At 69.4% G+C, this 12,620-nt stretch carries 14 protein-coding genes; 3 read left to right on the top strand and 11 right to left on the bottom strand.

Translation table 11 applies throughout. The annotated features are described in order from the left end of the window. Nucleotides 1-50: 50 nt before the first annotated feature. The gene (locus tag ACH442_RS41090; RefSeq protein ID WP_396343554.1) at nucleotides 51-899 is read right to left on the bottom strand and encodes a formylglycine-generating enzyme family protein; all 849 of its coding nucleotides are present in this window, start codon (nucleotides 897-899) and stop codon (nucleotides 51-53) included. A 268-nt stretch (nucleotides 900-1,167) separates the two neighbouring features. Between ACH442_RS41090 and ACH442_RS41085 the strand changes: the two genes are divergently transcribed. Beyond that, complete coding sequence (locus ACH442_RS41085; RefSeq protein WP_396343553.1) at nucleotides 1,168-2,190, top strand: hypothetical protein; 1,023 nt, start codon at nucleotides 1,168-1,170, stop codon at nucleotides 2,188-2,190. Between the two features lie 4 nt (nucleotides 2,191-2,194). Here ACH442_RS41085 and ACH442_RS41080 read toward each other — a convergent pair whose 3' ends face one another. The 3 genes from ACH442_RS41080 to ACH442_RS41070 form a co-directional block, all read right to left on the bottom strand. Further along, on the bottom strand, nucleotides 2,195-3,076 hold the full coding sequence (locus ACH442_RS41080) for an LLM class F420-dependent oxidoreductase (RefSeq protein ID WP_396343552.1): 882 nt from the start codon (nucleotides 3,074-3,076) through the stop codon (nucleotides 2,195-2,197). A gap of 24 nt (nucleotides 3,077-3,100) precedes the next feature. Further along, the gene (locus tag ACH442_RS41075) at nucleotides 3,101-3,355 is read right to left on the bottom strand and encodes a YrhB domain-containing protein (RefSeq protein WP_396343551.1); all 255 of its coding nucleotides are present in this window, start codon (nucleotides 3,353-3,355) and stop codon (nucleotides 3,101-3,103) included. A gap of 215 nt (nucleotides 3,356-3,570) precedes the next feature. After that, entirely contained in the window at nucleotides 3,571-4,221 is a 651-nt protein-coding gene (locus ACH442_RS41070) for a DUF4360 domain-containing protein (protein WP_396343550.1), read from the bottom strand. Nucleotides 4,222-4,567: 346 nt separating this feature from the next. On the opposite strand from ACH442_RS41070, the gene ACH442_RS41065 reads away from it, so the two are divergent. Both ACH442_RS41065 and ACH442_RS41060 read left to right on the top strand, forming a co-directional pair. Next, nucleotides 4,568-5,200, top strand: a complete 633-nt coding sequence (locus tag ACH442_RS41065; RefSeq protein ID WP_396343549.1) for a DUF4360 domain-containing protein — start codon at nucleotides 4,568-4,570, stop codon at nucleotides 5,198-5,200. A gap of 120 nt (nucleotides 5,201-5,320) precedes the next feature. Next, nucleotides 5,321-6,145, top strand: a complete 825-nt coding sequence (locus ACH442_RS41060) for a M15 family metallopeptidase (RefSeq protein ID WP_396343548.1) — start codon at nucleotides 5,321-5,323, stop codon at nucleotides 6,143-6,145. Nucleotides 6,146-6,164: 19 nt separating this feature from the next. Here ACH442_RS41060 and ACH442_RS41055 read toward each other — a convergent pair whose 3' ends face one another. The 7 genes from ACH442_RS41055 to ACH442_RS41025 all read right to left on the bottom strand — a co-directional run bounded on the left by ACH442_RS41055 (nucleotide 6,165) and on the right by ACH442_RS41025 (nucleotide 12,613). Then, nucleotides 6,165-7,400 (bottom strand): tyrosine-type recombinase/integrase, encoded by a 1,236-nt coding sequence (locus ACH442_RS41055; protein ID WP_396343547.1) that lies wholly within the window; start codon nucleotides 7,398-7,400, stop codon nucleotides 6,165-6,167. A 2-nt stretch (nucleotides 7,401-7,402) separates the two neighbouring features. Continuing rightward, a complete protein-coding gene (locus tag ACH442_RS41050; protein WP_396343546.1) occupies nucleotides 7,403-7,618 on the bottom strand; it encodes a helix-turn-helix domain-containing protein in 216 nt (71 codons plus the stop codon). Between the two features lie 25 nt (nucleotides 7,619-7,643). Further along, nucleotides 7,644-9,311 carry a replication initiator gene (locus ACH442_RS41045; protein ID WP_396343545.1) on the bottom strand — a complete coding sequence of 556 codons (1,668 nt, stop codon included), beginning with the start codon at nucleotides 9,309-9,311 and terminating at the stop codon, nucleotides 7,644-7,646. Continuing rightward, nucleotides 9,308-11,038: a DNA cytosine methyltransferase gene (locus ACH442_RS41040; protein ID WP_396343544.1), complete on the bottom strand. Its 1,731-nt coding sequence runs from the start codon at nucleotides 11,036-11,038 to the stop codon at nucleotides 9,308-9,310. Before ACH442_RS41040 ends, ACH442_RS41045 begins: the two co-directional genes overlap by 4 nt. Continuing rightward, on the bottom strand, nucleotides 11,035-11,220 hold the full coding sequence (locus tag ACH442_RS41035; protein WP_396343543.1) for a hypothetical protein: 186 nt from the start codon (nucleotides 11,218-11,220) through the stop codon (nucleotides 11,035-11,037). The genes ACH442_RS41040 and ACH442_RS41035 overlap by 4 nt, the downstream gene beginning before the upstream one ends. 98 nt (nucleotides 11,221-11,318) lie before the next feature. Beyond that, the gene (locus ACH442_RS41030; RefSeq protein WP_396343542.1) at nucleotides 11,319-12,371 is read right to left on the bottom strand and encodes a hypothetical protein; all 1,053 of its coding nucleotides are present in this window, start codon (nucleotides 12,369-12,371) and stop codon (nucleotides 11,319-11,321) included. Next, complete coding sequence (locus ACH442_RS41025; RefSeq protein ID WP_396343541.1) at nucleotides 12,368-12,613, bottom strand: hypothetical protein; 246 nt, start codon at nucleotides 12,611-12,613, stop codon at nucleotides 12,368-12,370. Before ACH442_RS41025 ends, ACH442_RS41030 begins: the two co-directional genes overlap by 4 nt. Nucleotides 12,614-12,620 lie beyond the last annotated feature (7 nt).

Below are 12,620 nucleotides of genomic sequence, written 5' to 3'. Positions count from 1 at the left end.
CACAGCTTCACGCTCCCGGACCGCGAAGACACGCCCCGAAGGTCAGACCGTTACCGCTCTGATATGGACAGCCCCGCGGTCCGGAAGCCCAGGTTGCCCGTCGACGAGTCGGGCGTGTTGGCGGAGCGGGCCGCGTTGCGGTACCGGTTGCAGTAGGAGTCGTGGCACAGGTACGACCCGCCGCGGATCACCCGGGCCGTCCCGAGCGACGGCCCGCGTGGGTCGTCCACCGGCGACTGGGCGTAGTACCGCGGCGAGAACCAGTCCGCGCACCACTCCCACACGTTGCCGACGCTCTGGTGGAGGCCGTAGTCGTTGGGCGCGAACGCCCGGACCGGCGCCGTGGTGATCCAGCCGTCGTCGCCGGTGTTGGTCTCCGGGAACTCGCCCTGCCAGATGTTGCAGGCCCAGCCGGACTCCGGCAGCTCGTCGCCCCACGGATAGCGCAGGCCGGCGCGCCCGCCGCGGGAGGCGCACTCCCACTCCGCCTCGCTGGGCAGCCGCCGCCCGGCCCAGGCGCAGTAGGCCTGGGCGTCGTTCCAGCTGACGTGCACGACCGGGTGATCATTTTCGGCCGACGACGAGGGGCCGCCGGGGTGCGCCCAGTCCGCCCCCTCGACGCCCAGCCACCACGGGGTGCCGGCCATGCGACCGGCGATCCGCTCCGGGTCGGTCACCGCGAGGTGGAAGACGGCGGACCAGCCGTACTGCTCGGCGTCGGTGCGGAACCCCGTCGCCTCGACGAACGCCCGGAAATCGGCCACCGTCACCGACGTCGCGTCAATGTCGAAGGCCTTGACGCGTACGGGATGAACCGGCCCTTCCCCGTCGGCCGGGTGACCGTCGTCGTGCGCGTCGCCCATCAGGAACTCCTGATCGGGAACGGTAACCTGCGCCACGGCATGGACACCGCTCCCCCGTTCCTCGACGACAACCGGGGCAGCGGGCCGATCGGACGACGGCGTGCAGCAAGTCATGATCGACACGATAAATCGTCGGAGCCGCCGGGCGTCGGATCGTGGTCCACCGCGCCGACCGGCGTACGTCGACGTCATCCAGCGGTACGGGCGGCCGCCATCGGTTCGCCCTCCGGCCACCTCGGACTGTGCACATTCGGGCCTGGAGCCGGGGCAGCGCGTTCCGTGATCAACTTGCGACCCTGTGTCGATGGCCGCAGCGCGTCACCGTGCAGAGATCGTCGACACCACCGAGCCCGGGTCGCCGCTCCCCGATCGCCCCCACTGGGAGGACCCGGCCGCGTCCCGCACCGGCCAGCTCGTCTGGCAGTTCATCGGCGTGTGGCTGCTCGGCGGCTGCACCCCGTTCGTGCTCGACGGCGTCGCCCACGGATACGAGCTGGGCGGCACCGAGTACACGGTGGCCACCACCGGCATGCTCGTCGTGGTCGCGCTCGGCCTGATCGCCCTGCTCTACCTGCTGGTCCGGGCCACCGCGCTGGTCACCCCGCTCGGCGCGAGCCGGCGCGGGCGGCTGCTCTGGGCGGTGCTGGTCGCCGCCGTCGGGACGCTCGCCTGGCTCGCCGGCCGGGCCGTCGCCACCGCCCGCGAACCCGGCGTGCTGCACAACGGGCGGATGGCCGTGCTGCTCGGCGGCGGTCTCGCGGTGCTGGTCGCGGCGCTGCTGACCCGCGGCTGGTGGCTGCGCGCCCCGGCCGCCGCCGCGTTGATCGTGCTCGCCGGGGCCGGGGTGTTCGCGTTCCGCGACCTCGGGCCGAGCGACCTCGACGTGCGCCTCGACCAGGCCGCCCGGAAGCGCACCGACTTCAACGTCGTGACCGTCGCCGGGTACCACCCGGCCCAGCTGACCTTCGGGACGAACGAGACCGGCGACGAGTACGTCCCGGACACCCCGGGCGCCGGTGGCCGGATCGTCCTGAGAATCGTCGACATCTCGCACGGGTGCCAGCCGCCCCGCTGCCTCGACCCCGGCTACCTCTACCTCGGGGTGGCGCCGACGATCTTCGAGGATCGTCCGCCGCGCGCCGCGGTCCTGCACCACCAGCGCATCTACGAGCTGACCGGTGACCCGGGCGTCGACCCCCAGCTGCTGCTGCACTCGCTGACGGACATCCGGCAGGCCCGGGACGCGGAGATCGCCCAGGGCCTGCCACCGTTCTCGCCGCGCAACCCGGTCGAGGCCGCCCGTCACTGGCTGCGCGAACACACCTGAGGCGTCAGGCGAACCGCGGGATGACCTCCTCGGCGACGGCCTGCATCGGCGCGTGGTCGTAGGCCACCCGCGGGAGGTAGACGATCACGTAGTTCGCACCGGCCTCGACGACCCGCTCCACCTGCTCGCGGACCTTCGCCACACTGTCGCCCTCCGCCAGGTTGAGGCTGGTCGACTTGGTGATCCGGTCGTAGTCCGTGCCCTGCTCGTCGCAGTGCCGCCGCAGCACCGCGAGCTTCTGCGCGATCAGCTCCGGGTCACCGCCGCCCACGTTGCAGGCGTCCGCGTACTTCGCGACCAGCTTCAACGTCACCTTCTCGCCACCGCCACCCAGCCACAGGTCGGGCTTGCGGCCGCCGGCGCCCTTCGGCTCGTTGATCGGCCCGTCGATCCGGTAGTGCTTGCCCTCGAAGACCGGCCGCTCCTCGGTCCACATCCGGTGCACGATCTCCACCGCCTCGCGGAAGGCGCGCATCCGTTCCGGCACGTCGGCCCACTCGTAGCCGTAGGCCTTCCACTCGTGCTCGTACCACCCCGCGCCCAGCCCGGCGTAGAGCCGCCCGTGACTGGCCACGTCCACCGTCGACGCGATCTTCGCGAACAGCGACGGCTGGCGGTACCCGTTGCAGCCCACCATCTGCCCGATCTTCACCCGGCTCGTGTCCCGCGCCAGCGTCGAACTCACCGTCCACGCCTCGAACGTGGAGTTGATCGTCGGCTCAGGGACGGTGTGGAAGTGGTCGTACACCCACACGGAATCCCACGGGCCCGCGTCGGCCAGCTTCGCGACCGCGGTCATCGCCTCGTACTGCTCCACCGGGTCGTCGATCTCGACCAGGTCCATCCGCCAGCCCTGCGGAACGAAAAGCCCGAATTTGATGCTCATGCACACAACTTATCGACTTGATCATCACTCCGCGCCTCGACGGTAGACGTCGAAGGTGACGGCACCGGTCTCCTTGCTCACCGCCAACGGGGCATTCCCGGCCATGGCCTCGTTGATGTCACCCCTCTCCACGTAGCCACGACCGTTGTACGGGAAGACCCAGGCATCGCCCCGTTCCTTGACGAAGTCCCCGAGGATCACGATCTCGTGGGAGAACCGCGGCCTCATGCGCTCGTCCAGGAAGGCCTCGGCTGTGCTTCGCGCTTCTGACAGATCCACCGTTGCGATCCCCGCCCCGGGCATGTTCCCGCTGACTTCCAGCGCGAGAAACCTGGAAGGATATCCGGCACCGACGTTGCCGGCCCGGGCGGGCCGCCCCGGGGCGGGCGCGTGCTCACCGCGTACCGAACAAGCGTTTTCGGGTTCGGGGTGGAGCAGACCACCGGCGATGGTGGCGAACGTTGCGGATCCGCCACCATCGCCCCTGGTCGCGTTCAGTTGCAGCGCATCCAGGAGAAGTGGTAGATCGTCTCGATGCTGCCGTCGGTGGAGTCCATCGTCAGGTAGCTGACGTCGGTCGACGTGCCCTTGGTGACCCGCAGTTCCGTGTTGATGTTGAGGTTGCGCTGTTCCCCGCAAGGGCGGAAGACCTGCGACGCGATCGGGATCTGGTCCGTGGCGATCCAGTTGTCGTCCAGCGGCGCGCTGATCGCGTGGTTGGCGTAACTACCGACCGTCATGCCCTGGAAGTAGTAGTTCGCCCGCTGCTGGGCGACCGCACCGGGCTGCAGGTAGCCGTAGCCGCGGTAGTCCACCTTGGCGATCGCGAAGGTGAAGCCCGCCGGGGCGTGGACCAGCACGTTGAGCTGGCAGTTCTTGCGGTTCTCGGTGACCGCGACGTTCGGGCCGGCCTGCGCGAGGTAGGCGCTGTAGATCGCGGTGAACGCGGAGTTGTCGGGCGAGATCGCCACGTCGGCGGTGCCCGGCGCGCAGCCCGAGCCGGCCATCGCGACCAGCTCGATGGACATCTCGCCGGCCGGCGGCGGGTCGACGACGACGATGAGCGCGGAGGCCGGCGTCGCGCGGAGCAGCGACGACGCCAGAAGCGCCAGCACCACGCATCCGCGAGTCAACAATCTTTTCATGTGAATCCTTCCGGGATCGGGAACGGACGGCCATCAAGCTATTGATGACCGTCAATGAGAGTCAAGGGTTGATCCCGATTTGAGGGACTTCTTGATGCGGGACGTAAAAGAGGAGAGCAGGGCATCAAACCGGCCAATTACGCATTCTCGGCCTTCTTTTGGGGCTTATCTGCGGATTGGACCGATCCGCGCAACCCCTCCAAAGATCGACATTAAATTTATGCTTGTAAATACCATAGGGGCGCCACTACGGTGGTCGCGAATGCGATGGCCGCCGTTCTGGAACAATTCCAGATTCCCCTGCTGTGGCACCGATAAAGCCACGCCCATTCCCCGGAGGACCTCCATGAAAAACACCAATCGCGTGATGGCGGCCGTGCTGACCACGGCCCTGGCGCTCCCCCTCGGCACCCCCGCGAGCGCCGCGACCGGCACCAGCGCGGCCGCGGCCGCGATCACCGTCGAAGTGATCGCCAACAGCGGCTCCGGATGCGCCCCGGGCACCGCCACGGTCGTGAGCAACGGCGACAACACCGGATTCCGGATCAAGTACCGGGACTTCCTGGCCGAGGCCGGCGGCGGCGCCGGCGTCGTCGACCGCCGCAAGAACTGCCAGCTCGGCGTCCTGGTGACCATCCCGGACGGCTGGACCATCGCGATCGCCTCGGCCAACTACCGCGGCAAGGCCGGCCTGCTCCCCGGCGCGAGCGCGCTGCAGCGCACCAGCTACTACTGGCAGGGATCCTCCGCGACCCAGCGCAAGGACGCGACGTTCACCGGGCCCCTCAACGGACTGTGGACCACGTGGGACGTCGCGCCTGTGCTCACCTACGCGGAGTGCGGCGCACAGAGCGTCCTCAACATCAACACCGAGCTGCGGGTCGACCCCGGCACCTCGACCGGCACCAGCACGATGTCGATGAACACCACCGAGGGCGACGTCGACACCCTGTTCAATTTCAGTCTGGCGTCCTGCTGAACCGGTCTCGGCCCGAGCGGGCCGGCTCGTCCCGCGTCAGGCGGGCGGGCCGGCCTCTTCCGGGTTGGTGTCCGGACGTTCGGCTGCGGCGCCGGCATTCCCGGCCCGACCCTGGACGACGTGCTGAAGTCCCTGCTCGCGGCGCTCCTCGTGCTGTCACCCGCCCCCGCGCCCGCGCTCGCGTCCGCCCCTCGCCCCGTTGTCGTGCCGCCGGCACATGCCTCGATGTCGCGCCCGGAGGCGCACATCATCCGTCCCGGGGACACCCTCACCGCCATCGCGCGGCAGTACCAGGTCACGGTCGACGACCTGAAACGCTGGAACCACCTCGACGGCGACCTGCTGCGGCCCGACGGCGCCCTGCGGTTGTCCGATTCCCATCACGTACGGCCGGGGTGGGTGACCTGGTCGGAAACGCTCACCGCGGCCGAGGCCAACGGTGACCCGGACAAGAAGTGTCCCGTCCCCGCGAGCGAGCTGCGGCGGGTCTGGGTGAAGTACACGGACTTCGACGGTGAGGTCCACGACGGCAGCCTGATCGTGAACCGGTCGATCGTGCCCGCGACCAAGAAGGCGTTCGCGCTGCTGTACGAGTGGCGATTTCCGATCATGGTGATGGAGCCGGTGGCCGTGAACATGCCCGGGCTGACCGACCGCACCGTCCTGACCAGCGGCTACGAGTGCCGGAACGTGGCCGGGACGACGAGGTGGTCGCAACACGCGTACGGCTTGGCGATCGACGTGAACCCCCGCCAGAACCCGATGATCCGCGGCGACTACCTCGACCCGCCTGGCAGCGAACCGTGGATCCCGCGCGACCCCTACCGCACCGGCATGATCCACGCGCAGGGCGCGGAGGTGGCCTTCACCGCGAACGGCTTCGCGTGGGGTGGCCGCTGGACCTCCCTCAAGGACTACATGCACTTCAGCCCGAACAACCTGTGATGACCAGGTCATTTGCAGATCAACTCCCGCTCTGGGCCGTCGCTGGGCCGTCAGGGTGCTCCGGCGGGTTGAGGAGACGGTCCAGAGCGCGCCGGGCGCGCTTCGGGCTGTCCGGCATGAGGTGCGCGTACACCCTCAGCGTGAAGGCCGCGTTCGCGTGACCGAGCCATTCCGCAACCGCTTTCACGCTCTCGCCGACGTCCAGCAGGGCGGATGCGTAGAAGTGCCGCAGCGCGTGTACCCCGTTCGCCCGGCCTGGCTCCACCCCCGCCCCTCGGAGGGCCGGATGCCAGGCCGTCGCGGCGAGCACGTCGCCACGCAACGGCTTGAAGTGGGTCGTAGTGAGGACAAGAGACACGGTCACTGGATCACCGTGAACCGGGTCCTCCCACGGCAACGTCACCGCGACCGGCGGAAACTCCTTCATGTATGCCTTCACCGATCGCGCCACCGAATCCGGCAGAGGCACCCGCCGCTCCGTGTCGTTCTTCGGCAGTCCGAACACCAGCTTGCGACCGACACGCTTGACCTGGCGGCGAATGTGCAGCCAGCCCCCGTCAAAGTCGAAGTCATCCGGTGAGATCCCGGCAATCTCACCGAGCCGAGCCCCGCACCCCGCGCCGACGTCGACCACAGGTCGGTAACGCAGCCTGATCTTCTCCCGGACGGCCACCACCGTTCCCGCAGTCCAGGGAGTCACCCTCGGCACGTTTGGGGTCGGAGCCTTGACCGACTTCGCCGCGCACGGGTTCTTTAGGATCAAGCCATCGTCGACGGCAGCAGTGAGGATGCCGCTCAGGTGGGCGAACAGCACCGCCCGAGTGTTGGCCGCAAGCCGCTTCTCGATGAGCCCAGCGTCCCAAGCTCGCACCGTGCTCGGCTGAATCGACGCGATCGCCCGCTTCCCGAAGTAGGAAATGATGTGCTTGCGCACCCGAAGCCTGACCGGCCACCGCGTCGATTCGTCGAACCGGTGCGTGCGAAGCCAGGACTCCGCGAACTCGTCGAACGGCGTCTTGCCGGCGGCCGGGTCGACGTAGCTGCCCCGGTTCTTGTCGGTCTCGATGCCGTTGAGAAAGGTCTCGGCGGCCTTCTTCGCCCGGTCCGGGAACGATTTGCTGCGCTCGCTGCCGTCCGGAGCGATGTACCGGACGCGATATCGCAGGCCCTTGCCGTACCTGCTGGTACGGACCTGGCGCTTCTTCTTGTCGTCCCCGATGACTTCTTTGAACCAGCGGTCCTCGATGTGGCCCATGGCTACGCCGCCTCCTGCTGCCGGTACCAGGCGCGGACCTCGGCGGGGTCGTAGCGCAGGTGTTTGCCGACTTTGCGGCCGATCGGCCCGTAGTGGCGTTTGCGCCAGGTGTAGACGGTCTCTTTGTCGACGCGCAGGTATGCGGCCACGTCGTCGACCGTCCAGCGCGGTTCGTCTACCGGTGTTGCCATCGATCCTCTCCGTCGTTTCAGTGTCAAGTTGGCCTTGACGGTTGACGGCCGTTCACGCGGCCATGGCTAGCAGTGCCTGCCTGGCGGCGTTCTGGTGCTCTCGCGCCATCGCGGCGGAGGTGTTGGCGAGCATGGCGTCAGCGGGTGTCTGCCATCCGGCGCCCACGAATTGCAGGAAATTGACGACCAGAGTGGTCGGTGTCTCGCCCGGCTCGATCCGGTCGGGTCCGGCGTTCTGCACGCGGCGGAACTCCACGCGCTGACCGCGCAGCAGGGCGAAGGTGATCGAGTAGCGGCGGGACTTGGTGAGGAAGTGGCCGCCGAAGCCGAGCATGTGCGCCCACCGCTGCAAGCGCCGGTAGGTGCTCAGGTCGGGTTCGTCGTCGCCGTTGCGGTTGGCGCAGGTCGGGCAGTCGTAGCGGTCGCTGCGGGTGCGGCACACCGTGCAGCGCGGGTAGCGGGCGCGGCCGAGCCACCAGCAGGCATGGACGAGGCGTTCGGCGTGGGTGCCGTGCCGGTTCGCGTACAGGCCGACGGTGTCGGCGGTGATCCGGCCGGAGGCGTGGCCGGTGATCTCGGTCGACTTGGTGGCGTACTTCGCCAGGTACGCGGCGACCTGGGCGTCGGTGACCTCACCGCGGCCGGCCATGGTGATGACCTTCGTCAGGACCTGCTCGCCCCAGCCGATGTACCAGCCGTCGAGCTGGGCCGGGTGCGGGTCGGTGGTGAACCCGACGGTTGCGGCGGCGTGGTCGACGGCGGCTTTCAGGTCGTCGGCATCGAGTTCGGCCGGCGGCGGCATGGTGGCGTCGGGCTGCTCGGGGTCGAAGCCGTCGAGGCGGATGATGGCGTGGAAGTGCGCGACACCGCGTCGTTGCATCTCGGCGGCTTTGCCGAACGACAGCCGGATCGGTGCCACCTGCCGGGTGCGGATCTTCCCAGCGCGTTCGTAGGCCACGGTCACGTCGGGTACGCCGCGTTCGCGGCATAGGCGGATCATGTGCCGGTTGATGGCGATGGTGGTGCGCCGCCACAGTTCTCCGGCGTGCAAGTTCCAGATGACCTGTCCGGCGTGGTCGTAGCAGTCCAGGCACAGCGGGGTGCCGAGCCGGGCATCGTCGGCTTCATGGCGGGCGAAGCACGCCAGCCGGGTGCCGTGTTCGCAGACGGTCAGGTCCCGGCGGGCGTGGCACGGTTCGGCGCGGCAGTCGCAGTCGGTGCGCCGGGCGCAGGTGTGCCGCTTGACCCGCCGGGTGTGGACCTCGCCGAAGCTGGGGGCGGTGAAGGTGGGGAACACGGCCGGGTGCGTGGCGACCTGCTCCGGGACGCCTTTGCCGCCGACCAGGCCAGTGCGGACGACGTGGTAGGCGTCGTTCTGGTAAAGCTTGGAGCAGGACGGGCACACGCTGGCGCGGCGGTTGCCGCACGGCTTGTAGATCACCCCGTCCGGCATGTCCGCCGTGGCGCGTTCGGTCAGCAGGCGGCCGGTGGCGGCTTCGATGGTGGCCATGGTTCCGGCCAACCGGACCGGCCGCGTGCACGCGGAGGCGGCTTTGACATGCGAGAGCCAGGCCGGGTAGTCGTCGCGGGCGGCGCGGGCGATCGCTTGCAGGCGCACGTCCGGGGAGGTGCGGTACCAGGTCGGGGTGACCGGGTCGGCGCAGGCCGCAGCACCCGGGCCGGTCGGCTCGGGTGTCACGGGAAGCGCCGTCAGGGTCATGCAGCGGCGTCCTGCGAGAGGTGCCGGTCGAGGTCGGCTCCGGTGATGCACTCGACGAGGGCGGAGCCGATCAGTTCGGCGACCGGTGGGGTGACGGCGTTGCCGTAGAGGCGGACCTTGGCGCGTTTGGAGCTGGCGGCGACCTGGTAGGTGTCCTCGAACGCCATGGCGCGGGCGATCTCGTGGGGTTCGAGCATCCGGAACCGCACGTCGTCGAGGTCGACCGCGGTGGCGGCGGCGTCGAGGGCGGTGCGGGCCAGGCCGTAGCGGTCGCGGGTCGACACGGTGCCGATCGGTGCGGTCACCGGGTGCCCGGATGCGGCGGTGCCGTAGTACGGCACGAGCAGCATCTGTTCGCCGGGGAAGGCCACCGATTGGCGGCCGGAGGCGGTCACGGTCCGGACCGGTTGGGTGGCCGGGGTGGTGCGTGAGCGGGGGCTGCCGGTGTTCTGCCGGGTCACCAGCGGCGGCAGGGCCAGGCCGTGGTGGTTGCCGGACGCGGTGACGGTCGACAGTGGTGCGGTGACCGGACGGGCGTTGTTCTTGTCGCCGCCGCCGCGCAAGGGTGCGATGAACGGCAGCGGCAGGGCGGCGACGCCGTCGCATTCGCGGGTCGTGCGGGTCGGCATCGGGACGGTGCCGGCCGAGGGGTGGGTGCGCCAGGTACCACCGGCCGGGGCCAGGAACGGCGGCAGGGCGTAGCCGGTCTCGTTGCGGCAGGTCTGGGTGCGCAGCGGATCGGTGGCCGGGGCGGCGTGCTTGCCGTCGCGGCCTTCGACCGGGACCATCAGCGGTGCCCAGTAGCGGCGGATACCTTCCCGGATCCGGTCGAGGGTGGCGCCTTCGAGCGGGTCAAGGCCGTGCCGGTCACGGTCGCCGATGCGCACGCCGGGGATCGTGGGGTCGATCGCGGCGAGGGCGGGCAGGGTTTCGGGGAAGACTTCCCGACCCCGGCAGGTCGTCTTGGGACACAGGTAGATGTACTGGGTGCCGTAGCTGCCCATGTCCCGGCCGGGTTTCTTCCACACCTGCACCGCGAGCACATGCTCGTCGCAGGCCGGGCACCACGCGGTCGGCCGTAGCCACTTGTCCCAGTCCGGGCGGCGGCCGAGGCTCTTGTGCCAGTAGGCGATGAACGCCCGGTTGCGCGACTGCGGGGCGCGTGGTGCCCGCACCGGCTGGGCGTGCATCGAGTTGAACGCGATGACCCGGACCTCGTAGTCGAGCTTGCCGAACTCGGCGATCCAGTCATCCCACTCGTGCCAAAGCCGGACTTGGATGACGTTCTCCACCATCCCGGCCAGCACCGGCTTGCGGCGTTTTTTCATCGCGCGCAGGTAGCGCGGGATCTCCTTCATCAACAGCCGGGAGCGGCGGTAGTCCTCCTGCCGCTTGAGTTGCTTGGCGGTCAGCGGCCGCTCGGGGGCGTCGAACAGGGCCGGGCGCTCGGCATTCGCCTTGTCGAAGTCGCGTTTCACGCCGTTGGCAGTCGTCCAGGCCGGGCAGGCCGGGGAGGCGACGAAGATCTCCGCGTACGGCATCTTGTCGACCGGCAGCTTCGTCACGTCCTCCTGGAAGTGGCGGGCGCCGGGGAAGTTCAGGGCGTGCGACGCGACCGCGTCCGCGGCGTGGTTGGCCGCTGCGGAGATCTCCACCCCCGGCACCAGCGACCATCCGAAGCTTGTTCCGCCGACGCCGGAGAACTCGTCATAGACCCGCAGGCTCACGGCCGGCCTCCCCGGTCGATGTCGCGGCACGGGTAGGCGTCGATGTAGACCCGGACGTGGGCGGGATGGCGGTGCGAGGGGTACGGCTCGGACACCGAGCCGATGAACAGGTCCGGCAGGGTGAACAGGGCGTCGGTGAGCGCGGTGCACTCGGCGGGAGTGCCGATCAATCGGATTTTCACGGTCGGTGCCTTCCAGTGGTGATCAGGGGTCGGCTCGGCGGCCGGGGCCGCACCCGAAGCAGGGATTGCTTCGGGTGCGACGCTGGTTGTCGAGACGGTTACCGGTTCGCCATGCTCGGGCGGCGACCGTTGACGGCAGGTGTCGGCGGGGTCGGGCTGTTGTTCGAGGACTGGCTGAGAGCTGCCAGTGCCTCAGCCGCCTGCGACGAGTTCACTTTCAGGCGTGCAGCGAGTTGACCGGCTTTGATCGGTTCGCCGTTGTCGGCGTGGTAGCGCTCGGCGACGTCGCGGGCGCGTTCCAGCAGGGCCGGGGGTACGAGCGGCAGGGTGAGTTGTGCGGCGTCCGGCTCGGTGACAGGGGTGTCGGTGGCGGGACGGGCCAGCTCGTTTGCCGTCGCTGCGGCGGTGCTGGGGTGCGGGCGGCGCGACCAGGCGGTCACGTCGGGTTTGGCTACCGGTCGGGCCGGGGTGTCGCCGGGCTGAGCGACTCGTGAGGCAACGACCGCGGGCGTCGGAATCGTGGTGCTGGTAGAGGATTCCGGCGACCGTGCCGGCTCCTGCGCCTCGGGTGCCACCGGGGCAGGGCTTGCCGGTTTGGTGTCGGCCACCGACGTCGGCACGTCCACGGGGACGTGGGTCGGCGGTGTGGTCGGGGCCGTGATCAGGGCCGGGACGCGCAAGGCGTCCTCGTCGGCCGGGACGGCCGTGGCGGCTAGGGGTTCCGGGGTGTGCCGGTGGTGACCGGTGGCCAGGAGTGCTCCGGTGGCCATCACCATCAGCCCGTCGACAGCGAGCGGGCCGAGCACACACACGATGGTTTCCTCGCCGTAGTGGTCGAGGAGGCCGGACAGGTGCCGGTAGGACACCAGTGCGGCGACAGCGGCGACCGGGAGCATTCCGCCCCAGCGCAGCAACTGCCATTGCCAGCCGCCGGGCCACGCAATGCGGGCCAGGATTTCGACGGCGATGAACAGGAAGACGGGCCAGACGACCGCGCCGACCACGGCACCCGTTTCCGGGGACCAGACGGCAGGGTTGGCGACTTCCTTGGGAGGGATGAAGGAGTGGGCGACGTTGGCGGCGATGGAGACGGCGCCACCGAGAACTGCGCCGGTGTAGGCCCAGTCACGGCCGCTGACGCGGGCACTCATCGCTGCCCCTGGGGCTGATCCGAACGCTGTTCCTGACGAAGGAGGCTGAATCCCGTGACCAGGGCTCGCGTGTAGTCCCTCTCGCGGAGCATTCTTTCCACCGTCCGTACGTCGGTCAGGGACCGGATCGGGCCGGACAGCGGGACCTCCATGTTGGCGAAGCCGAGCCCCGTACCCTGGAAGTACTGGAAAGCGACGAAGTAGAAGTACGTGGATCGGTTGTTGTTCGGGTTGGTGGTCATGTCGGTT

This window comes from Actinoplanes sp. NPDC020271 (genome assembly GCF_044388125.1).
Lineage (GTDB): Bacteria > Actinomycetota > Actinomycetes > Mycobacteriales > Micromonosporaceae > Actinoplanes.
Note: the sequence above shows the minus strand (reverse complement) of the source record. Positions and strands in the feature narration are given on the sequence as shown.